20 protein-coding genes are annotated in these 21,157 nt (G+C 63.8%); 9 read left to right on the top strand and 11 right to left on the bottom strand.

What is annotated here, in order from left to right; genetic code table 11:
- Positions 1–65: 65 nt before the first annotated feature.
- The 4 genes from HG549_RS01195 to HG549_RS01210 form a co-directional block, all read right to left on the bottom strand.
- Positions 66–701, bottom strand: coding sequence for a TetR/AcrR family transcriptional regulator (locus HG549_RS01195; RefSeq protein WP_170027814.1), 636 nt, complete (start codon positions 699–701; stop codon positions 66–68).
- Complete coding sequence (gshA, locus tag HG549_RS01200; RefSeq protein ID WP_170027815.1) at positions 701–2,278, bottom strand: glutamate--cysteine ligase; 1,578 nt, start codon at positions 2,276–2,278, stop codon at positions 701–703. The genes HG549_RS01195 and gshA overlap by 1 nt, the downstream gene beginning before the upstream one ends.
- A 187-nt stretch (positions 2,279–2,465) precedes the next feature.
- Positions 2,466–2,849, bottom strand: coding sequence for a PaaI family thioesterase (locus tag HG549_RS01205; RefSeq protein WP_170027816.1), 384 nt, complete (start codon positions 2,847–2,849; stop codon positions 2,466–2,468).
- Positions 2,849–5,173 (bottom strand): Tex family protein, encoded by a 2,325-nt coding sequence (locus HG549_RS01210; RefSeq protein ID WP_170027817.1) that lies wholly within the window; start codon positions 5,171–5,173, stop codon positions 2,849–2,851. The genes HG549_RS01205 and HG549_RS01210 overlap by 1 nt, the downstream gene beginning before the upstream one ends.
- Positions 5,174–5,390: 217 nt before the next feature.
- Here HG549_RS01210 and ompR point away from each other — a divergent pair, with 217 nt between their 5' ends.
- Positions 5,391–6,131, top strand: coding sequence for a two-component system response regulator OmpR (ompR, locus tag HG549_RS01215; protein ID WP_170027818.1), 741 nt, complete (start codon positions 5,391–5,393; stop codon positions 6,129–6,131).
- A gap of 13 nt (positions 6,132–6,144) precedes the next feature.
- Positions 6,145–7,458 (top strand): ATP-binding protein, encoded by a 1,314-nt coding sequence (locus tag HG549_RS01220; RefSeq protein WP_170027819.1) that lies wholly within the window; start codon positions 6,145–6,147, stop codon positions 7,456–7,458.
- Positions 7,459–7,574: 116 nt separating this feature from the next.
- Here HG549_RS01220 and rimK read toward each other — a convergent pair whose 3' ends face one another.
- Together rimK and HG549_RS01230 are read right to left on the bottom strand one after the other, a co-directional pair.
- Positions 7,575–8,480, bottom strand: coding sequence for a 30S ribosomal protein S6--L-glutamate ligase (rimK, locus tag HG549_RS01225; RefSeq protein WP_013970455.1), 906 nt, complete (start codon positions 8,478–8,480; stop codon positions 7,575–7,577).
- Positions 8,477–8,893 carry an ATP-dependent zinc protease gene (locus tag HG549_RS01230; RefSeq protein ID WP_372241559.1) on the bottom strand — a complete coding sequence of 139 codons (417 nt, stop codon included), beginning with the start codon at positions 8,891–8,893 and terminating at the stop codon, positions 8,477–8,479. The genes rimK and HG549_RS01230 overlap by 4 nt, the downstream gene beginning before the upstream one ends.
- 175 nt (positions 8,894–9,068) lie before the next feature.
- Here HG549_RS01230 and HG549_RS01235 point away from each other — a divergent pair, with 175 nt between their 5' ends.
- On the top strand, positions 9,069–9,470 hold the full coding sequence (locus HG549_RS01235; RefSeq protein ID WP_170027820.1) for an RNA-binding S4 domain-containing protein: 402 nt from the start codon (positions 9,069–9,071) through the stop codon (positions 9,468–9,470).
- Positions 9,471–9,534: 64 nt separating this feature from the next.
- Here HG549_RS01235 and HG549_RS01240 read toward each other — a convergent pair whose 3' ends face one another.
- A complete protein-coding gene (locus tag HG549_RS01240; RefSeq protein ID WP_170027821.1) occupies positions 9,535–10,329 on the bottom strand; it encodes a phosphatase PAP2 family protein in 795 nt (264 codons plus the stop codon).
- Positions 10,330–10,449: 120 nt separating this feature from the next.
- On the opposite strand from HG549_RS01240, the gene hslO reads away from it, so the two are divergent.
- The 3 genes from hslO (at position 10,450) to HG549_RS01255 (ending at position 13,773) form a co-directional block, all read left to right on the top strand.
- Positions 10,450–11,349, top strand: a complete 900-nt coding sequence (gene hslO, locus HG549_RS01245; RefSeq protein WP_170027822.1) for an Hsp33 family molecular chaperone HslO — start codon at positions 10,450–10,452, stop codon at positions 11,347–11,349.
- A gap of 179 nt (positions 11,350–11,528) precedes the next feature.
- Positions 11,529–13,070 carry a phosphoenolpyruvate carboxykinase gene (locus tag HG549_RS01250; protein WP_170027823.1) on the top strand — a complete coding sequence of 514 codons (1,542 nt, stop codon included), beginning with the start codon at positions 11,529–11,531 and terminating at the stop codon, positions 13,068–13,070.
- A 262-nt stretch (positions 13,071–13,332) separates the two neighbouring features.
- Complete coding sequence (locus HG549_RS01255; protein ID WP_170027824.1) at positions 13,333–13,773, top strand: thioesterase family protein; 441 nt, start codon at positions 13,333–13,335, stop codon at positions 13,771–13,773.
- Positions 13,774–13,828: 55 nt separating this feature from the next.
- Here the strand turns inward: HG549_RS01255 and HG549_RS01260 are convergent, their stop codons facing one another.
- The 3 genes from HG549_RS01260 to fdhD form a co-directional block, all read right to left on the bottom strand.
- Positions 13,829–14,311, bottom strand: coding sequence for a glycine zipper domain-containing protein (locus HG549_RS01260; RefSeq protein WP_170027825.1), 483 nt, complete (start codon positions 14,309–14,311; stop codon positions 13,829–13,831).
- Between the two features lie 751 nt (positions 14,312–15,062).
- On the bottom strand, positions 15,063–17,408 hold the full coding sequence (locus tag HG549_RS01265; protein ID WP_170027826.1) for an FdhF/YdeP family oxidoreductase: 2,346 nt from the start codon (positions 17,406–17,408) through the stop codon (positions 15,063–15,065).
- Between the two features lie 5 nt (positions 17,409–17,413).
- Entirely contained in the window at positions 17,414–18,241 is an 828-nt protein-coding gene (gene fdhD / locus HG549_RS01270; RefSeq protein ID WP_170027827.1) for a formate dehydrogenase accessory sulfurtransferase FdhD, read from the bottom strand.
- Between the two features lie 189 nt (positions 18,242–18,430).
- Here fdhD and lysM point away from each other — a divergent pair, with 189 nt between their 5' ends.
- Positions 18,431–18,871: a peptidoglycan-binding protein LysM gene (gene lysM, locus HG549_RS01275; RefSeq protein WP_170027828.1), complete on the top strand. Its 441-nt coding sequence runs from the start codon at positions 18,431–18,433 to the stop codon at positions 18,869–18,871.
- A 50-nt stretch (positions 18,872–18,921) separates the two neighbouring features.
- Here lysM and yrfG read toward each other — a convergent pair whose 3' ends face one another.
- Positions 18,922–19,584 (bottom strand): GMP/IMP nucleotidase, encoded by a 663-nt coding sequence (yrfG, locus tag HG549_RS01280; RefSeq protein ID WP_170027829.1) that lies wholly within the window; start codon positions 19,582–19,584, stop codon positions 18,922–18,924.
- Between the two features lie 64 nt (positions 19,585–19,648).
- On the opposite strand from yrfG, the gene nudE reads away from it, so the two are divergent.
- Together nudE and cysQ are read left to right on the top strand one after the other, a co-directional pair.
- On the top strand, positions 19,649–20,215 hold the full coding sequence (gene nudE, locus HG549_RS01285; RefSeq protein ID WP_015268611.1) for an ADP compounds hydrolase NudE: 567 nt from the start codon (positions 19,649–19,651) through the stop codon (positions 20,213–20,215).
- On the top strand, positions 20,212–21,030 hold the full coding sequence (gene cysQ / locus HG549_RS01290; RefSeq protein WP_170027830.1) for a 3'(2'),5'-bisphosphate nucleotidase CysQ: 819 nt from the start codon (positions 20,212–20,214) through the stop codon (positions 21,028–21,030). The genes nudE and cysQ overlap by 4 nt, the downstream gene beginning before the upstream one ends.
- Positions 21,031–21,157: the final 127 nt, after the last annotated feature.

A 21,157-nucleotide genomic window follows, 5' to 3' on the forward strand; every position in this document is an offset into this window, starting at 1 on the left:
AGGGCTGGAAGTAATGGGCCCTCATTGAACTGATCGCGGTGGTTTGCCCGGTGGTATATGTATCTTCAGTCGGTGCGGCGCTGTGGCAGGAAAGGTGGCAAATAAAGCGAGAGATATGCCTCGAACACGCGCATGCCTTCCTCGGCCATGCGCGGCGTGATTTGCTCGAACAGTTGCATGGAACGCGCATAAACGCGGTCGCTCAGTTCCATGGCGAGGGCGAAGACATCCACGTCGCTCGGCATTGTCGGTAACACGAAATGGCGATCGAACAGGCTGTGCATCAACTCGCCCAGCTCCATGTCGTGCTGGCGGTCTGCCTGTACCACCTCGCTCAACCCATGCTGGGCGAGGATCAACTGACGCGCCGCGGCATCCTCGTTGTAGATGTCGAGCATGCGCTGTTCGACCAGCCGCGACAGTTGGTGCCAGGTAGCGAACGCATTGCTATCGATCGGGGCGCTCAAGGCTTCGCGAAACGCCCGGTGCACGTCGGCGGTCAACGCTTCCAACAGGGCCGGCACGCTGGCGAAAAAGTGATACACCGACGATGGCGGTATCTGCGCGCGCTCGGCCACGCTGTAGATCGACAGTGCGGCCACCCCCTGTTCGGCCAGCAACTCGCGTGCAGCCGCCAGGATCGCCTCGATCCTGGCCTGGCTGCTGGCGCGGGGCTTGCGCGGGGTGGCCGTGCGGGTCATCAGTTGCTGATCGCCAGGATACTGGCCTGGTAGGCGCCGACGAACAGGTCGAAATCGCCCACCTCCTGCTGCTCCAGGCGCGACTGCTCGGCGAGCGATTCGCGGGCGAGGGTCTCGAAGGCTTGCTGGCGCTCGACCGGTAGCGGCTGCTCACGGAAGGTTTCGGCGTGGATCTGGCTTTGGCGCAGGGCGAACTTGACGAAGCTTTCGTCATGCTCGGTCATGCGCGCCAACACCTGGGCCGATGGCGTCAGCGAGGCGTCGTCAACCTTGGCCTGCTGCGCATCCAGGGCTTTGGCGTGTTCGTCACCGCCATGTGCCTGGTCGAGCAGGTCGGCCAATTGGCGGATGCGCCCGAGCAGCTCGCCAGCCCAGTCCTTGAGGCCGATCGGCTGGCCATTGCGGCGCAGTTCCAAGCCAGGGCGACGGCCTTCCTTGACCACGGTCAGGAAGTTGTTGGTGCATTGGCCGCATTCGCCGTTATCCAGTTGCGGGCTGTCTTCCAGCGCGCAGAACAGCAGGAACGCATCGAGGAAGCGCGCCTCGGTCAGGTCGATGCCCACCGGCAGGAACGGGTTGATGTCCAGGCAGCGTACTTCCACATACTGCACGCCGCGCGAGGTCAGGGCCTGGATTGGCCGCTCGCCGGTGTAGGTGACGCGCTTGGGGCGGATGTTCGAGTAGTACTCGTTTTCAATCTGCAGGATGTTGGTGTTCAACTGCACCCACTCGCCATCCACGTGTGTGCCGATTTCAACGTAGGGCGGGTAGGGCGTGCCCACCGCCTTGCGCAGGCTGTCGGTGTAGCTGGCCAGGTTGTTGTAGCACGGCGTGAGGCCAGCCTGGGCGTTGCTCTGGTAGCCCAGGTCGCTCATGCGCAGGCTGGTGGCATAGGGCAGGTACAGGGTTTCGGCGTCGAGCTCTTCGAGCTGATGCGGACGGCCACGCAGGAAGCCTTTGTCCAGGGCCGGCGAGGCGCCGAACAGGTACATCAACAGCCAGCTGTAACGGCGGAAATTGCGAATCAGCGCGATGTAGGCCGACGACTGGTAGTCGCGGTCGCTCTCGCTGCTGCCTTCGGCGCTGCGCAGCAGTGGCCACAGTGCCTCCGGCAAGGAGAAATTGTAATGGATACCGGCGATGCACTGCATGGTGCGGCCGTAGCGCAGGGCCAGGCCCTTGCGGTAGACGTGCTTGAGCTTGCCGATGTTGGAGCTGCCGTATTCGGCGATCGGGATGTCTTCCTCGGCCGGCAGCGTGCACGGCATCGATGGGCTCCACAGGTATTCGTCGCCCAGCTTGCTGTAGACGAAACGGTGGGTCTCCTCGAGGCTTTCGAGCACCTTGGCCGGGTCGGGCAGGGCCGGGGTGATGAACTCCAGCAGCGACTCGGAATAATCGGTGGTGATCTGCTCGTTGGTCAGCGCCGACCCCAGGGCTTGCGGATGCGGCGTCTGGGCCAGGCGACCTTCGGCGGTCACACGCAGGCATTCGCGCTCAATACCGTGCAGGCACTGCTTGAGCAGGGGGAGATTGGCGCCGAGCAGGCTCAGGCGGCGGTTGAGGAGGTCGCTCAAGATGTATTCCTTCACGCGTCAGTCGCCCCAATATGGGGGTAGAAAAGACGGTCTACAAGGGTAGTGGGAAAAGGAACTGGCGTTGTCGCCTGGTTTATGCGGTTCCGGCATTGCACAGCGCCGACTTCGGAGGCCGCTTCGCAGCCCCCAGTTGTTGCCGAAAATACCGCACATAGCGGTTGGTGAGCTAGAGAACCGCGAAGGTTCCTTGCGCTTTCGCCACCAGTTTGTCGCCTTGGACTACGTCGGCGTCGACTACCAGGGTACGCCGCCCGGCGTGCAGCACGCGAGCCGTGCACAGCACTTCGCCGTCACTGACGGCGCGCATGTAGTTGATCTTGCACTCGATGGTCACGCTTTGCTGGTCAAAGCCATGGCTGGCCGAGCAAGCCAGGCCCATGGCTATGTCCACCAGGCTGAAGATCGCCCCGCCGTGCAGTTTCTGGCCACGGTTGCGCAAGTGCGGCCCGAGCGCCAGGGCTACCTCGGCAACACCTGTCTCCAGGTGTTGCAGGCGGCAGCCGAGTAGCTGGCTGAAGGCGCTTTCGACGTATTCGCCGGGTACGTCCATCACTTCTTCTTCAACTGCTTGGCATTGGCGAACAGTGCGGCCATGGCATTGTTGGCCGGGGCGGCAGTGGCAGTTTCGCGCTGGCGCGGTGCCTGCTGCTGGCGGTTGCCGCCGGTGCCACGGTTGCCGCCGCGGTTGCCTTCGACCTTTTCGCCCGGGGTATCGCTCATGCGCATGGACAGGCCGACACGCTTGCGCGGGATGTCCACTTCCATGACCTTGACCTTGACCACGTCGCCGGCCTTGACCGCCTCACGCGGGTCCTTGACGAACTTCTCCGACAGCGCCGAGATGTGCACCAGGCCGTCCTGGTGCACACCGATGTCGACGAAGGCGCCGAAGTTGGTGACGTTGGTCACCACGCCTTCGAGGATCATGCCCGGTTCCAGGTCCTTGAGGTCTTCGACGCCGTCCTGGAAGGTGGCGGTCTTGAATTCCGGGCGCGGGTCACGGCCAGGCTTGTCCAGTTCCTGCAGGATGTCGGTAACGGTCGGCAGGCCGAAGGTTTCATCGGTGAACTGCTTCGGGTCCAGGCGCTTGAGGAAGCTGCTGTCACCGATCAGCGAACGGATGTCGCGGCCGGTGTCGGCGGCTATGCGCTGCACCAGCGGGTAGGCTTCAGGGTGCACTGCCGAGGCGTCCAGCGGGTTGTCGCCGTTCATCACGCGGAGGAAGCCGGCGGCCTGTTCGAAGGTTTTCTCACCCAGGCGGCTGACTTTTTTCAGCGCCGCGCGGGTCGCGAACGGGCCGTTGGCATCGCGGTGGGCGACGATGTTCTGGGCCAGGGTGGCGTTGAGGCCGGAAATACGGGTCAGCAGCGCCACCGAGGCGGTGTTGACGTCGACCCCCACGGCGTTCACGCAGTCCTCGACCACGGCGTCCAGGCCACGCGCCAGCTTCACCTGGGAGACGTCGTGCTGGTACTGTCCGACGCCGATGGATTTCGGGTCGATCTTCACCAGCTCGGCCAGCGGGTCCTGCAGGCGGCGGGCGATGGAAACAGCGCCACGGATCGACACGTCCAGGTCCGGGAATTCGCGGGCAGCCAGCTCCGAGGCGGAGTACACCGAAGCGCCGGCTTCGGAAACCATGACCTTGGTAATCTTCAGCGCTGGATACTTCTTGACCAGCTCGGCCACCAGCTTGTCGCTCTCGCGGCTGGCGGTACCGTTGCCGATGGCGATCAGCTCCACCGAGTGCTTGGCGCACAGCGCGGCCATGATGGAAATGGTGCGGTCCCAGTCGTTTTTCGGCGCGTGCGGGTAGACCGTGGTGTGGTCCAGCAGCTTGCCGGTGGCATCGACCACGGCGATCTTGCAGCCGGTGCGCAGGCCCGGGTCGAAGCCCAGGGTCGCGCGCGGGCCGGCCGGGGCGGCCAGCAGCAGGTCGTGCAGGTTGTGGGCGAAGACATTGATCGCCTCGCCTTCGGCGTTGTCGCGCAGTTCGCCGAACAGGTCGGTTTCCAGGTGGGTGTACAGCTTGACCTTCCAGGTCCAGCGCACCACCTCGCCGAGCCACTTGTCGGCCGGGCGGTTGCGGTTGTCGATGCCGACGTGATTACCGATCATCAGCTCGCAGGGGTGCAGGGTGCCGGGCAGTTCTTCGCCAACCTTGAGCGAGGCGCTCAGCACGCCCTCGTTGCGCCCGCGGAAAATCGCCAGGGCACGGTGCGACGGCGCGTTGCGCAGCAATTCGTCGTGGGCGAAGTAATCGCGGAACTTGGCGCCTTCCTCTTCCTTGCCGGGCACCACGCGGGCGCTGAGCACGGCTTCCTGCTTGAGGAAGCTGCGCAGCTTGTCGAGCAGCGCGGCGTCTTCGGCGAAGCGCTCCATGAGGATGTACTTGGCGCCTTCCAGCGCCGCCTTGACGTCGGCCACGCCTTTGTCGGCGCTGACGAAACGTGCGGCTTCGCTTTCCGGGGCCAGGTCAGGGTTGTTGAACAGGCCATCGGCCAGCTCGCCGAGGCCGGCTTCGAGGGCGATCTGGCCCTTGGTGCGGCGCTTCTGCTTGTACGGCAGGTAGAGGTCTTCGAGGCGGGTCTTGGTGTCGGCCAGCTTGATCTCGCGGGCCAGTTCCGGGGTCAGCTTGCCCTGCTCCTCGATGCTGGCCAGGATGCTGGCGCGGCGCTCGTCGAGTTCGCGCAGATAGCGCAGGCGCTCTTCCAGATGGCGCAGCTGGGTATCGTCCAGGCTACCGGTCACTTCCTTGCGGTAACGGGCGATGAAGGGCACGGTCGAGCCTTCGTCCAACAGGCCCACGGCCGCCTCGACCTGCTGGGGGCGTACGCCCAGTTCCTCGGCGATACGGCTGTTGATGCTGTCCATGTAAACCACCTGACATTGATGAATACGGAGGGCGCCTGTGGGCCTTTCGCCCGGCGGCGCTGGATGAAAGCCGCGCATTATACCCATCGCAACTGCCTTGCGGTGATGGCGCCCGGCCAGCCGGAACTGGCGCCCGGGGAAAAATCTGCTAACAATGCTCACGCAACGTGCAGCAATGGCTACGCCATAATGCGCGGCGATACCAGAGGAGTAATTCATGACCGGCACGCCAAACACCGCTGAAGGTGAAAAGATTCTCATCGTCGATGACGACCCGGGGCTGAGCAGCCTGCTGGAGCGTTTTTTCGCCAGCAAGGGCTACCGTGCCCGCGCGGTGCCCAACACCGAGCAGATGGACCGCCTGCTGCAGCGCGAGGTGTTCAACCTGGTCGTGCTCGACCTGATGTTGCCTGGTGAAGACGGCCTGTCGGCATGCAAGCGCCTGCGCCAGCAGAACAACCAGATCCCGATCATCATGCTCACCGCCAAGGGCGACGAGCTCAGCCGCATCAAGGGCCTGGAACTGGGCGCCGACGACTACCTCGGCAAGCCGTTCAACCCGGACGAGCTGATGGCCCGGGTCAAGGCCGTGCTGCGCCGCCAGGCCCCGAGCGTGCCGGGTGCGCCGGGCAGTGAAGACGAGTCGGTCACCTTCGGCGACTACGAGCTGTCGCTGGCTACCCGCGAACTCAAGCGTGGCGACGAAGTGCACATGCTCACCACCGGTGAGTTCGCCGTGCTCAAGGCGCTGGTCATGCATGCACGCGAGCCGCTGACCCGTGACAAGCTGATGAACCTGGCCCGTGGCCGCGAATGGGATGCGCTGGAGCGCTCCATCGACGTGCAGATCTCGCGCCTGCGCCGCATGATCGAGCCGGACCCGTCCAAGCCGCGCTATATCCAGACTGTCTGGGGCGTGGGCTACGTGTTCGTACCGGACGGAAACGCCGGCAAATGATGCCTCGCCGTCGATGAAAACACCGCTGTGGTTCCCGCAAAGCTTCTTCGCCCGCACGCTGTGGCTGGTGTTGATCGTCGTCCTGTTCTCCAAGGCCTTGACCCTGGTCTACCTGTTGATGAACGAGGACGTGCTGGTCGACCGCCAGTACAGCCACGGCGTCGCGCTGACCTTGCGCGCCTACTGGGCTGCCGACGAAGAAAACCGCGACAAGATCGCCGAAGCGGCAGGCCTTATCCGGGTTACCGGCTCGGGTGTACCCGAGGGCGAACAGCACTGGCCCTACAGTGAAATCTATCAACGGCAGATGCAGGCCGAGCTTGGCGATGACACCGAGGTGCGCCTGCGTATTCATGCGCCGCCGGCGTTGTGGGTCAACGCGCCCAGCCTGGGCCCCGGTTGGCTGAAAGTGCCGCTGTATCCGCACCCGCTGCGGGGGCAGAAGATCTGGAACGTGCTGGGCTGGTTCCTGGCCATTGGCCTGTTGTCCACTGCCTCGGCGTGGATCTTCGTGCGCCAGTTGAACCAGCCGCTCAAGCGCCTGGTATTCGCTGCTCGCCTGCTCGGCCAGGGGCGCAGCGTGCGCCTGCCGATCAGCGATACGCCCAGCGAGATGACCGAGGTGTACAAGGCCTTCAACCAGATGGCCGAGGATGTCGAGCAGGCCGGGCGCGAGCGCGAGCTGATGCTCGCCGGCGTGTCCCACGACCTGCGCACGCCACTGACGCGCTTGCGCCTGTCGCTGTCGTTGTTGAACAGCGACAGCGAGCTGAGTGAAGACATGGTCCGTGATATCGAGGACATGGATGCGATCCTCGATCAGTTCCTGGCCTTCATTCGCGATGGCCGTGACGAACCGCTCGAAGAAGTCGACCTGGCCGACCTGGTGCGCGAAGTGGTGGCGCCTTACAACCAGCCGGAAGAACGCGTGCGCCTGTGCCTGGAGCCGATTCCGCCGTTCCCGCTGCGCCGGGTTTCGCTCAAGCGCATGCTCGGCAACCTGATCGGCAACGCCTTGCACCATGCCGGCAAGGGGGTTGAGGTGGCCGCCTACGTGTCGGGCGACGAGAGTGCGCCGTACGTGGTGCTGAGTGTGCTGGACCGTGGCACAGGGATCGACGAGTCGGAGCTGGAAACCATCTTCAACCCGTTCATTCGCGGCGACCGGGCGCGCGGTGGCAAGGGCACCGGGTTGGGGCTGGCGATCGTCAAGCGGATCGCGGCGCAGCATGGCGGCAATGTGGAGCTGCGCAACCGCTCCGGGGGCGGGATCGAGGCGCGGGTAAGGCTGCCTCTGGGGCTGTTGCTGCCACGTAATGCCGTGTGATTACCGGGGCCGCTTTGCGGCCCTTTCGCGACGCAAGGCCGCTCCTACAAAGTGAGGTGCGCCCTGCTGTAGGAGCGGCCTTGTGTCGCGATGGGCTGCAAAGCAGCCCCAGGCTCTCAACCCTTGCCCTTGGTCCGGGTCTGATTAGGCCCGCCATTCTTCTCCAGATGCTCGATGATCATCGCCGCCACGTTCTTGCCGGTGGTCACCTCGATGCCCTCCAGCCCCGGTGACGAGTTCACCTCCATCACCAGCGGCCCATGGTTGGAACGCAGGATATCCACACCCGCCACGCTCAAGCCCATCACCTTGGCCGCGCGAATGGCGGTCATGCGTTCTTCCGGCGTGATCTTGATCAGGCTGGCCACCCCGCCACGGTGCAGGTTGGAACGGAATTCGCCGGGTTTGGCCTGGCGTTTCATCGAGGCGATGACCTTGTCGCCGACCACGAAGCAGCGGATGTCCGCGCCGCCAGCTTCCTTGATGTACTCCTGCACCATGATGTTCTGCTTCAGGCCCATGAACGCCTCGATCACCGATTCGGCCGCCTTGGTGGTTTCGCACAGCACCACGCCGATGCCCTGGGTGCCTTCCAGCACCTTGATCACCAGCGGCGCGCCATTGACCATCTGGATCAGGTCGGGGATATCGTCTGGCGAGTGGGCGAAGCCGGTAATCGGCAGGCCGATGCCACGCCGCGATAGCAGCTGCAGTGAGCGCAGCTTGTCCCGCGAGCGGGCAATCGCCACCGACTCGTTGAGCGGATATACACCCATCATCTCGAACTGGCGCAGCACTGCGCAGCCATAGAAAGTCACTGAGGCGCCGATGCGCGGGATCACCGCATCGAAACCTTCCAGCGGTTTGCCGCGGTAGTGGATCTGCGGCTTGTGGCTGGCAATGTTCATGTAGGCCCGCAGGGTATCGATCACCACCATTTCGTGGCCCCGCTGGGTTCCGGCTTCGACCAGGCGGCGGGTGGAATACAGACGCGGATTGCGCGACAGCACAGCGATCTTCATGCAGCACCTGTGACAGGGGAAAGGGTGGCCGGGAAGGCCGGTTTGTCTTGTACGTATTTCAGCCCGGGGTTGACCACCAACTGGCCGTGGATCAGCGCCTTGGAACCCAGCAACAGGCGGTAGCGCATGTTCTTGCGGCAGGCCAGGGTGAACTCCACCTCCCACACACCATCGCCCAATGCCAGTGACGTGCGGATGACATAGCGGGTCTGGGCCTGGCCATTGGAGCTCTTGATGGTCTTCATGGTGACCAGCGGTGCTTCGCAGCGACGGTGGCGCAGTTGCACCACCGAACCCAGGTGGGCAGTGAAGCGGACCCAGGGTTGGCCGTCGCGCTCGAACGGTTCGATTTCGGTGGCATGCAGGCTGGAGGTGCTGGCACCGGTGTCGATCTTGGCGCGCAACCCGGCCACGCCAAGGTCGGGCAGGGCTACCCACTCGCGCAGGCCGATCACTGTCAAATGGTCAAATGTCTTCACGAAACGCACCCTGCTGATGAGGTGTTGAACTGTAAGCACGGCGGGGATTTTTTGCATCCGCTCGTTACGGTAGTACAGTTCGATGAAACACAGCGTTCGAGGTAATGGGATGGCACAAAAAGCCGAAGACGACGACAAGGTCCGCCTGGACAAATGGCTGTGGGCGGCTCGCTTCTACAAGACCCGCGCACTGGCCAAGGCGGCGATCGAGAGCGGCAAGGTGCATTGCCGGGGCGAGCGCTGCAAGCCGGGCAAGGAGCCGCGGGTGGGCGACCAGTTCGTGCTGCGCACCGGGTTCGATGAACGCACGGTGGTGGTAAAAGCACTGTCGGTGGTGCGGCGTGGGGCGCCGGAGGCGCAGACGTTGTATGAGGAAACCGAAGAGAGCGTGCGCCGCCGTGAGCAGGCGGCAGAAATGCGCAAGGCGGGCGCCCTGGGGGTGACGACCGATGGCCGGCCGACCAAGAAGCAGCGGCGGCAGATTCACCAGTTGCATGGCAGTTTCGATTGAAAGGGGCCGCGTTGCGGCCCACCGCGGGCTTGCCGGCGATGGGCTGCGCGGCAGCCCCATGGCCTCACCGGGTGATGGCCATCCGTCCGACCAACGGTAATTTGCCCAGCAGGTTGAACAACGGCGCTGTCCAGCGCATCAGCGCCGCACTGCCCTTGGCCGCCAGCGGCGTGTAGTAGCTCCAGCCCAACGCCAGCACAGCCATCAGCAACCCGCCGATGTAGTCATCCTGCCCCCAGTGGGCACCGGCCACCAGGCGCGGCAGCATGAACAGCAGCGCCAGCGCCCAGATCACCAGGTACTGCACCAGGCGCCGGCTGAACACGCTCATGAACAGCGCCCAGATCAACAGCACCGAAGCGTGGTCGCCCGGGAAACTCTTGCTGGAACGGTCCTTGAGCTCCCAGGCAGCCTCCAGGTTCGGGTAGTAGTCGCTCAGGTGCACCACGTCGTCGAACACCATCGACGGGCTCTTGTGTTGCCAGCCGGCGGCATCCACCCACTTGGAAAACAGCGCGCGAATCACCACTAAGAGGACAAGCGTGACCAGAAAGCCGAAAAAGGCCTGGCGAACCTGTGCCGCCTTGAACACCCAGTCGCCGCGGATAAGCACTGCCAGCAGGATCAGGCCGACGACGATGTCGAACGGGCGCAAGCTACCGAGCGTCCAGATGTAGCGCCAGGTGGTGTTTTCCGCCAGCGGCGCATTCAGGCTGTGGAACAGCCATTCGTCGAAAGTCAGGCACAGGATCTGGCCAACGGGCCATAACCAGAAACACAGTAGAACGATGGGAAGCAGCGTACAGGCTGCCAATGGCCCGAAGGACCACCTTGCTTGGAACAGTGGTGGATTGTCCATAAAATACCTCTATTGCAAACAGGACGCGGAGCGCATCGTAAGCGCTCTATAACGGGTTCTCGCTCGATTTCCGACAACCCTTGTAACCATTTTGTCATTATTCTCAGATAGCCAAAACCTATGAGCGACTTGCCTGATACCGATTTCACCCAACGTTTCATCTTCGACGAGCGCGATGTGCGCGGCGAGTGGGTGTCTCTCGATGACAGCTACGCCGCGGTGCTGGCGCGTCATGAGTACCCGCAGCCGGTGCAGACGCTGCTCGGCGAACTGATGGCCGCTACTGCCCTGTTGGTCGGGGCGCTGAAGTTCGACGGCCTGCTGATTCTGCAGGCGCGTTCGGCCGGGCCGATCCCGCTGCTGATGGTCGAGTGTTCCGGTGACCGCGACATCCGCGGCATGGCCCGCTACGAAGCGGAGCAGATCCCGCCCCACGCGACCCTGTCGGAGTTGATGCCCGACGGCCACCTGACCCTCACCATCGACCCGGTCAAGGGCCAGCGCTACCAGGGTACTGTCGACCTCAATGGCGACAACCTGGCAGAGTGCTTCACCAACTATTTCGTGCAGTCGCAACAGCTCAATACCCGTTTCTGGCTGCATGCCGAAGGCGGCAAGGCCCGTGGCCTGCTGCTGCAGCAACTGCCGCGCGATCGCCAGCCCGACGACGAAGAGCGCGAAGCAAGCTGGCAGCACGTGGTCGCCCTGGCCACCACGCTCAAGGCCGAGGAGTGGGCCTTGGGCAACGAAACCTTGCTGCACCGCCTGTATCACGAAGATGCCGTGCGCCTGTTCGACATCCAGCCGTTGCGCTTCAATTGCAGTTGCTCTCGTGAACGTTCCGGCAATGCGCTGGTCAGTCTGGGCGAGCAGGACGCCAAGGCGTTGGTGGAAGAGTGCGGCGGGCAGGTCGAGATCGATTGCCAGTTCTGCAACGAGCGCTATTTCTTCGACGCCAGTGACGTGGCGCAACTGTTTGCCGGTGGCGGCACGGACGTAGCCTCAGAAACTCGTCACTGAAACGTTTAACTACAGGATAATCTCCTGTCGAATTGCGCAAAAGCGCAGTTCTGACAGGAGGGGCCTACTTTTTTTGGGCGTTTCTGGCATAATCCGGCCACTTTTTTCGCTGTAGTAGTTTTTTCGAGACAACTACAAAACGTTTGGAGCACTCGGCCTCGGGCCGGATGGGGTATCTCATGACGCAAGCCAACAACACCGTGTACACCGACCTGAGCGTCGATGAGCTGGTAAAAGAAGCGCTGCAACGCGGTGAAGGCGTACTAGCCGATACTGGCGCACTGGTCGTGGAGACTGGTCACCGTACTGGCCGTTCGCCGGCTGACCGTTTCATCGTCGAAGAACCTTCCACCCAGGACGCCATTGCCTGGGGCCCGATCAACCGCAAGTTCCCGGCCGACAAGTTCGATGCCCTGTGGGACCGCGTCGAGGCGTTCAACAACGCCCAGGATCACTTCGTTTCCTACGTTCACGTAGGGGCGGCTGCCGAGCACTACCTGCCGGTGAAGATGACCACCCAGACTGCCTGGCAGAACCTGTTCGGTCGTTGCCTGTTCATCAACCCGGAGCAGTACAACCCGGCTGGCCGTGGCGAGTGGCAGATCCTCAACGTGGCCAACTTCGTCTGCGAGCCGGAGCGTGACGGTACCAACTCCGATGGCTGCGTGATCATCAACTTCGCCCAGAAGAAGGTGCTGATCGCTGGCATGCGCTACGCCGGCGAAATGAAGAAGGCCATGTTCTCGGTGCAGAACTTCCTGCTGCCGGCTGCCGACGTGCTGCCGATGCACTGCGCCGCCAACATCGGCGAAGCAGGCGACGTGACCCTGTTCTTCGGCCTGTCCGGCACCGGCAAGACCACCCTGTCGGCCGACGAAAGCCGTTACCTGATCGGTGACGACGAGCACGGCTGGGGCGAGGGTGTGGTGTTCAACATGGAAGGTGGTTGCTACGCCAAGTGCATCGACCTGTCCGAGAAGAACGAGCCGGTCATCTGGAAAGCCATCAAGCACGGTGCAGTGCTGGAGAACGTCGTTCTCGACGCCAACAAGCACGCCGACTACACCGACGTCAGCCTGACCCAGAACAGCCGTGCGGCCTACCCGCTGGAGCACGTGGCCAAGCGTTCCGAAGCGAACCTGGGCGGCGAGCCGAACGCAGTCATCTTCCTGACCTGCGACCTGACCGGTGTTCTGCCTCCGGTGTCGATCCTGAACAACGAGCAGGCGGCCTATCACTTCCTGTCCGGCTACACCGCGCTGGTCGGTTCCACCGAAATGGGCTCGGGCGGCGGCATCAAGTCGACCTTCTCTACCTGCTTCGGCGCTCCGTTCTTCCCACGCCCGGCTGGCGAGTACGCCGAGCTGCTGATCAAGCGTATCAACGGCTTCAACTCCAAGGTCTACCTGGTCAACACCGGCTGGACCGGCGGTGGCTACGGCGTTGGCAAGCGCTTCAGCATCCCGACCACCCGTGCCGTGATCGCTGCGATCCAGAGCGGCGCGCTGGTCGGTGCCGAAACCGAGCACCTGGACATCATCAACCTGGACGTGCCGAAAGCTGTTCCGGGTGTTGAAACCGAGCTGCTCAACCCGCGCACCAACTGGGCTGACAAGGCTGCCTACGACGAGGCTGCCAAGGGCCTGGCCAAGCTGTTCATCGAGAACTTCAAGAAGTTCGACGTGTCCGACGCCATCAAGGCCGCTGGCCCGCAGCTGTAAGCTGAAGCCGGTTGCAACGAAAGCCGCCCTCGGGGCGGCTTTTTTGTTTCTTCCAGCCGACACGCGCCCCTTGTAGCAGCGGCCTTGTGTCGCGATGGGCTGCAGGCAGCCCCGCCAGTTCTGCATCCACGCTGAAGACCAGGGGCCGCTTGGCGGCCCATCGCGACACAAGGCCGCTGCTACGCAGAGCCGGTGCAAGCAGCGGAAATCAGGTTTTTCTGTTTCACTGTCAGCATCCGTTGCGAAGACAAGAGCCAGCCAGATGACCGAATCCCCTCAACGCACTGCCTTCTGCCACTTCCACCCCATCCTTACCCGCCCGCAGGACAACGACCTCAATGGCCATATCGCCGGGGCTACCGTGCATGGCTTCTTCGAAACTGCAATCCAGGCATTTCTTGTCGAACAGGCCGAACTGGACCTGCGCGACGGCGAGCTGGCAGCGTTCGTGGTCAGCTCCGCAGCGGATTTCTACGCGTTGCCGGGCTTTCCGGACGTGCTGGAAGTCGGGTTGGGGGTAACGCGCCTGGCGGGCAGTACGGTGGAGTACCGCCTGGCGCTGTTCCGTCCGGGCGAGCCGGAGGCCTGTGCGGCAGGGACGGTGGTGCAGGTGTTCATCGAGCGCGCCAGCGGCCGGCCGGTAATGCTGGCGGATACGCTGCAGATGATCCTGTCCGGCGTCATGCTGGAACAGCCGGCATAAAAAAGCCCCGCTGGCATGGGCGGGGCTTTTGTTGCCGGGGCAGGGCCCTCAGGCGTTAGTCGCGCCAGTGGCGTCTGTGCTTGCGATGGCCGTAGTGGTTGCCATTGTCCCAGTGACGACGGTCGTCGTCATAGCCACGACGGTAGCGGCGGCCATCGTGGTAATCATCTTCATCGGCCTCCTTGCCCAGGTAGTTACCCAGTGCGCCACCGGCACCACCGCCGGCTGCCGCGCCAATGTAGCTACCGGTAGTGCCGCCTACCGAGCGACCGACCACGTTACCGCCTGCCGCGCCCAGCGCACCGCCGATTGCGGCCTCGCCACGCTGGCGTTTGTCGGCGCCCAGGGCGCCACCCGCTGCGCCGCCCAGACCCGCACCAATGGCGCCGCCTGTGCTACCGCCGATGGAGTTGCCCACGACAGAGCCCAGTACCCCACCCAATGCGCCGCCAATGCCGGCTTCGGTGGTGCCGCCTGCCATGGCAACGCCGCTGAGCAAGCTGAAAGACAACAACAGTATCGAGGAGTACTTCTTCATCAAGAGAGCCTCATAGGGATGACGAGGCGAATTTGAGGCTAACAAGCGCGCCTGGCAATGGAAATCCGACGAGTAACACGAGTTGTACACAATTCTCTAAGTTACTGTATTTGCTGTGAAACTTTATCTATTTTTCGCTGTCTGAGACTTTTGTGACGAAGCCCTGAACCGCACTGGAACAGGGCTTTTTTCGTTTTTGGCGGTGGGGCTGTTGGCCTCTTTGCGGCTAAAGCTGCTTCTACAGAAACACCACGTCGCAGGCCTTGTGATTTTCCCTGTAGGGGCTGCAGCCGCGATTACCGGTACAGCCGGTGCCGTCCACCGCGTCGCCTGCATCGCGGATAAATCCGCTCCTACGCACGGCTTCGACTTGACGCTGCACTTGTAGGAGCGGCTTCAGCCGCGATCACCGGCACAGCCGGTGCCATCCGCCGCGTCGCCTGCATCGCGGATAAATCCGCTCCTACGCACGGCTTCGACTTGACGCTGCACTTGTAGGAGCGGCTTCAGCCGCGATCACCGGCACAGCCGGTGCCATCCGCCGCGTCGCCTGCTTCGCGGATAAATCCGCTCCTACACACGACTTCGACTTGACGCTGCACTTGTAGGAGCGGCTTCAGCCGCGATCACCGGCACAGCCGGTGCCATCCACTGCGTCGCCTGCTTCGCGGATAAATCCGCTCCTACACACGGCTTCGACTTGACGCTGCACCTGAACATGCGGCTTTGGCCGCGAACAGGCCGGTACAACCTAGAGGATTCGCCCGTCGCCCTGCGCCCGCTCCAGCTTGATGGCGATGAACTTCGATGTCGGCGTGTAGCTGCCGTCGCCAACGCTCTCCAGCGGCACCAGCGGGTTCACCTCTGGGTAATACGCCGCTGCCTGCCCGGCCGGGATGTCGAAGGCCAGCAGGGTGAAGCCCTGCACCCGGCGCACATGCCCGTCCCCCCACAACGACACGATGTCGACCTTCTGCCCCGGCTGGAAGCCCAGGCGAAGGATGTCGGCTTCGTTGACGAACAACACTTCGCGCTGGCCGCGCACACCGCGGTAGCGGTCGTCCAGCCCGTAGACGGTGGTGTTGTACTGATCGTGCGAGCGCATCGACTGCATGATCAGGTCCGGCAGTTGGCCGCTGGCGCCTACACGCTCGTCGAGCAGCGTGTCCGGTAGCCGGTTGGCCTTGAAATTGGCCCGCCCGGTGCTGGTCTTCCACTCGCGGGCGGCGGCGCTGTTGCCCAGGTAGAAGCCGCCCGGCTGGCGCAGGCGCTGGTTGAAGCCGGCAAAGCCGGCGATGGTGTCGCCGATCAGGTCACGAATACGGTCGTAGTCAGCCACCAGCCAACGCCAATCAACCGGGTTGTTGCCCAAGGTAGCGGCGGCAATACCGGCGATGACCGCGGGCTCCGAGCGCATCTGTGGCGATAGCGGTTGCAGCTGGCCATTGGATGCGTGGACCATGCTGAACGAGTCTTCCACCGTTACCGCCTGCGGCCCTTCGGCCTGCAGGTCGATATCGGTACGCCCCAGGCACGGCAGGATCAGCGCCTGCTTGCCGTGCACCAGGTGGCTACGGTTGAGCTTGGTGCTGATGTGCACGGTCAGTTCGCAGTTGCGCAGCGCCTGGGCGGTACGTTCGGTATCCGGCGTCGCCTGGGCGAAGTTGCCACCCAGGCCGATGAACACCTTGGCGCGGCCCTCGAGCATGGCGTGAATCGCCTCGACGGTGTTGTGGCCCTGCTGCCGTGGTACGGGGAAGCCAAAGCGCTTTTCCAGGGCATCGAGCAGCGCCTCTGGGGGGCGCTCGTTGATGCCCATGGTGCGGTCACCCTGCACGTTGCTGTGGCCACGCACCGGGCACAGGCCGGCGCCAGGTACGCCGATATTGCCGCGCAGCAGCTGCAGGTTGACGATTTCCTGGATGGTCGGCACCGAATGGCGGTGCTGGGTGATGCCCATGGCCCAGCACATGATCACCCGCTTGCCACGGCAATACATGCGCGCGGCCAGTTCGATGTCGGCCAGGGGCAGGCCGGACTGCGCCTGGATGTGTTGCCATGGGGTGGCATCCACCACCGCCAGGTAGTCGTCGACGCCATGGCCGTGCTCGGCGATGAAGGCGTGGTCGAACACCGCCGGCTCGCCCTTGGCCTGGGCTTCGCGTTCCCACTGCAGCACGAACTTGGCCATGCCGCGCAGCATCGCCAGGTCGCCGCCCAGCGCCGGGCGGAAGAACGCCGTATTGGTCGGACGGTCGCTGTTGGTCAGCATTTCCAGTGGGTGCTGAGGGTGCTGGAAGCGTTCCAGGCCACGCTCCTTGAGCGGGTTGACGCACACCACCTGGGCGCCACGCTTCACTGCATCGCGCAGCGGGTCGAGCATGCGCGGGTGGTTGGTGCCGGGGTTCTGGCCCCAGACGAAAATCGCGTCGGCGTGTTCGAAGTCGTCGAAGGTGACGGTGCCCTTGCCCACCCCGACGCTTTGCGCCAGGGCCACACCACTGGCCTCATGGCACATGTTCGAGCAGTCGGGGAAATTGTTGGTGCCATAGGCGCGCACGAACAGCTGGTACAGGTACGCCGCTTCGTTGCTGGCGCGGCCCGAGGTGTAGAACTCGGCCTGGTCGGGGCTGGCCAACTTGTTGAGTTCGCGCCCGATCATGGCGAAGGCGGCATCCCAGCTGATCGGCAGGTAGCGGTCGCTGGGGGCGTCGTAGACCATCGGTTCGGTCAGGCGCCCCTGATACTCGAGCCAATAGTCGCTCTGACCCAGCAGCGAAGTGACGCTGTAGCGGGCAAAGAACGCCGCGTCGACGCGGCGCTTGGTCGCTTCCCAGTTCACCGCCTTGGCGCCGTTCTCGCAAAACTTGACCATGCCGCTCTCGGGTGAGTCGCCCCAGGCGCAGCCTGGGCAGTCGAAACCGCCGTTCTGGTTGGTCTTGAGCAGCGCGCGAATGTTCTTCAGCGCGTTATCGCTGCCGACCCAGGCCTTGGCCACGCTGCGCAGTGCACCCCAGCCACCGGCGGGGCCGTGGTAGGGCTTGTAGCGAGGAGGGGAGGCTGGGGCGTTTTCCGGGAAGTGCTGGTACGAGGTCACGACTGTTACGACTCCGCCGCGGGGCTATAGACCCGCGGTGCGCTGTGCTTGGGCAGATGGATGAGATTGAGGTTGTGTTTGCGCGCCCATTGCAGGGCAAGGCCGGTGGGCGCGGACAGGCTGACCAGGGTCTGGATACCGGCACGCAGCACCTTCTGGATCAGCTCCAGGCTGCAGCGGCTGGTGACGATGGCCAGGCCGCCCTGGCTGTCGATGCCCTGGCGCAGCAGTGCACCGATCAGCTTGTCGAGGGCGTTATGCCGGCCGATGTCTTCGCGGCCGAGCAACAGTTCGCCGTTGCGGTCCATGAACAACGCCGCGTGCACCGCGCCGCAATGCTGGCCAAGGGGTTGGAAAGCATCGATGCGCTCGCGCAGCCCGACCAGCCATTGCGCAGGCGGCAAAGGGGCGCCAGGCAGCTTGGCCAGGTCCGGCAATGCCTGCTCCAGCGCTTCGACTCCGCACAGGCCACAACCACTGGTGCCGGCCAACTGGCGGCGCTGGTTCTTCAGGTTCCAGAATGCACGGCTGGAAATCTCCAGGTCGGCATACATCGCCGAGCCACTGCCGGAGAGTTTCAGGTCGTAGATTTCGGCAGTGCCTTCGACAATGCCGCTGCCGACGCTGAAGCCGACCGCGAAGTCCTCCAGGTCGGTGGGGCTGACCAGCATCACTGCCTGGTTCAGGCCGTTGTAGGCGATGGCCAGGGCCACTTCCTCGGCCAGCGGGGTGCTGTCGCGTCGGGCGTCGTTGAGCTGGACGTAATCGTAGGTGTTGCTGGCTGCGGGCATGGACAGGGGCGAGGCCGCGCAGAGCGGAGGCTTGCTTTTCATCGGGGCTGGCTGTTCACCGGAGCTATCGGCAGCTTTTTGATAGCACAAGCCTAGGCGTGCGGGCCGGCGGCGTCTAATCGCTAGGGTCTATGCCTTGATAGAGCGCGTCGATGGAAGATGCGGGTGGGTCGGCGGAGTCTTCGCCTAGACTTCACTGTCCAACGGTTTCACGTCAACAAGGAGAGTGTCATGAGTCTGTTCAGTTTTGTGAAAGAAGCGGGCGAAAAGTTGATCGATCTGCTGACCCCCGGTAATGCCAACGCCGAAGAGCAGCTGAAAAAGCACGTGGAAAGTGTCGGCCTGGGTAACCCGAACATCAAGGTCAAGGTAGAGGGGGACAAGATCATCCTCCAGGGCGAGGTGGCCAGCCAGGAGGAAAAGGAGAAGATCATCCTGGCGGCGGGCAACATCAGCGGTGTCGCCAGTGTGGATGACCAGATCACCGTAACCGGGCCGGTGGCGCAGGCGGCGCGGTTCGTGACCGTGGAGAAGGGCGACACGCTGAGTGCCATCTCGAAGAAGGTGTACGGCGACCCCAACAAGTACCAGAAGATCTTCGAGGCCAACAAACCGATGCTCAAGCACCCGGACAAGATCTACCCAGGGCAGGTGCTGCGTATTCCTGACTGATCTCTACAGCCGCTAGCGGCCTCTTCGCGGGCATACCCGCGAAGAGGCCCTCACAGGCCTGCCAATAGCTCCCGGTAGTCCTCGACCGCAGCAAATTCTTCGGTATCCCGCGGCCCCGCCTGGCTATCGGGCTGGCGCACCGCCAGCAAGTGCCCCACGCCAAACCGCCGCGCACTGCGCAGGATGGCCAATGTGTCATCAATGAACAGGCTGCGCTCCGGTGCAAAGCCGATATCCGCCTGCAAGGCATCCCAGAACTGCGGGCTTTCCTTCGGGTAGCCATAGTCGTGCGAGCTGATCAGCCGCTCGAAATACGGCGCCAGCTCCACCCGCTCCAGCTTCAGCGACAGGGAATCCCGGTGCGCATTGGTGATCATCACCACGCGCTTGCCGGCCTGGCGAATGGCCGCCAGGAAGGTGTCGGCATCCGGGCGCAGGGCGATCAGGTCGGCGATTTCCCGTTTCAGCTCGCGAATCGGCAGGCGCAGCTCGCGGCTCCAGAAGTCCAGGCAATACCAGTTGAGCGTACCGGCATTACGTTCGAACAGCGGCTGCAGCTCCATTTCCGCCATGGCCCGGCTTACCCCGTGCAGCTCGGCATAGCGCTGGGGCAGGTGGTCCAGCCAGAAGCGGTTGTCGTAATGCAGGTCGAGCAAGGTGCCGTCCATGTCCAGCAGGACGGTATCGATGGCAGACCAGGGAAGAACAGGCATGGGAAATTCTCGATCAGTCGGCAAGCCACGGTATAGTAACCCGTTCACGCCAAGGAGCCGCCCCATGCGCCAGAAACCCACCGTCCTCAGCCGCGAAATCGTCGCCAGCAGCCGCCTGTTTCGCGTCGAAGCCGTGCAACTGCGCTTCAGCAATGGCAATGAGCGCACCTACGAGCGCCTGGTGGGGCGCGGCAATGGCTACGGCGCGGTAATGATCGTGGCCATGCTCGACGCCGAGCACGCCGTGCTGGTGGAAGAATACTGCGGCGGCACCGATGAATATGAGCTGTCGCTGCCCAAGGGCCTGATCGAGCCGGGCGAGGACGTGCTGGCGGCAGCCGACCGCGAGCTCAAGGAAGAAGCCGGTTTTGGTGCGCGCCAGCTGGAGCACCTGACCGAGCTGTCGCTGTCGCCCGGCTACATGAGCCAGAAGATCCAGGTGGTGCTGGCCAGCGACCTTTACGAAGAGCGCCTGGAGGGCGACGAGCCGGAGCCGATGCGGGTCGACAAGGTCAACCTGCGCGAGCTGTCGGCCTTGGCCATGCACCCGCAGTTCACCGAAGGTCGCGCCCTGGCGGCGCTGTACCTGGCGCGTGACCTGCTGATTCAGCGGGGGCTGCTGGAAGCATGAACGACCTGCAACTGATGCACGAAGTGGTCAAGCTGGCGCTGAAGGCCGGCGAGGCGATCCTGCCGTTCTGGCGCGCCGATGTCGCCGTGACCAGCAAGGCTGACGATTCGCCGGTGACCGCCGCCGACCTGGCGGCGCACCGGGTGCTTGCCGATGGCCTGCTGGCCCTGGCGCCGCAGATTCCGCTGCTGTCGGAAGAAGACTGCAATATCCCGTTGGCCGAGCGCCAGCGCTGGCAGCGCTGGTGGCTGGTCGACCCGCTGGACGGCACCAAGGAGTTCATTGCCGGCAGCGAGGAATTCACCGTCAACATCGCCCTGGTGGAAAACGGCGAGGTGGTGTTTGGCGTGGTCTCGATGCCAACCAACCGGCGCTGCTACTTCGGTGGCCGTGGGCTGGGCGCCTGGCGTGCGGAAGGTGGTGAAGCCGCTGAGCCAATCCAGGTACGCAATGCACCGCCACTGGGAGAGCGCTTTACCGTGGTGGCCAGCCGTCGGCATTCCAGCCCGGAGCAGGAAGCGTTGCTGGCCGGGCTGGGCGCTGCGCTGGGTGAGCTGGAGCTGGCCAACATTGGCAGTTCGTTGAAGTTCTGCCTGTTGGCGGAAGGTAGCGCCGATTGCTATCCGCGCCTGGCGCCGACTTCGCAGTGGGATACAGCGGCGGCCCAGGGAGTGGTGGAAGGCGCCGGGGGCGAAGTGATCGGGCTGGATGGCCTGCCGTTCCGCTACCCGCCACGGGAGTCGTTGCTCAACCCGCACTTCCTGGCGTTGCCGGCCAATGCACAATGGCGCCAGGCCTTCCTGAGCCTGATCTGACCGCCGCACATGATCGTGTAGGAGCGGCCTTGTGTCGCGAAAGGGCCGCAAAGCGGCCCCGGCAATTCAGGTGGCGAAGCTGAAACCTTGGGGCCGCGTTGCGGCCCGATCGCGACACAAGGCCGCT

The organism is Pseudomonas sp. SK, assembly GCF_012975065.1.
GTDB lineage: Bacteria > Pseudomonadota > Gammaproteobacteria > Pseudomonadales > Pseudomonadaceae > Aquipseudomonas > Aquipseudomonas anuradhapurensis.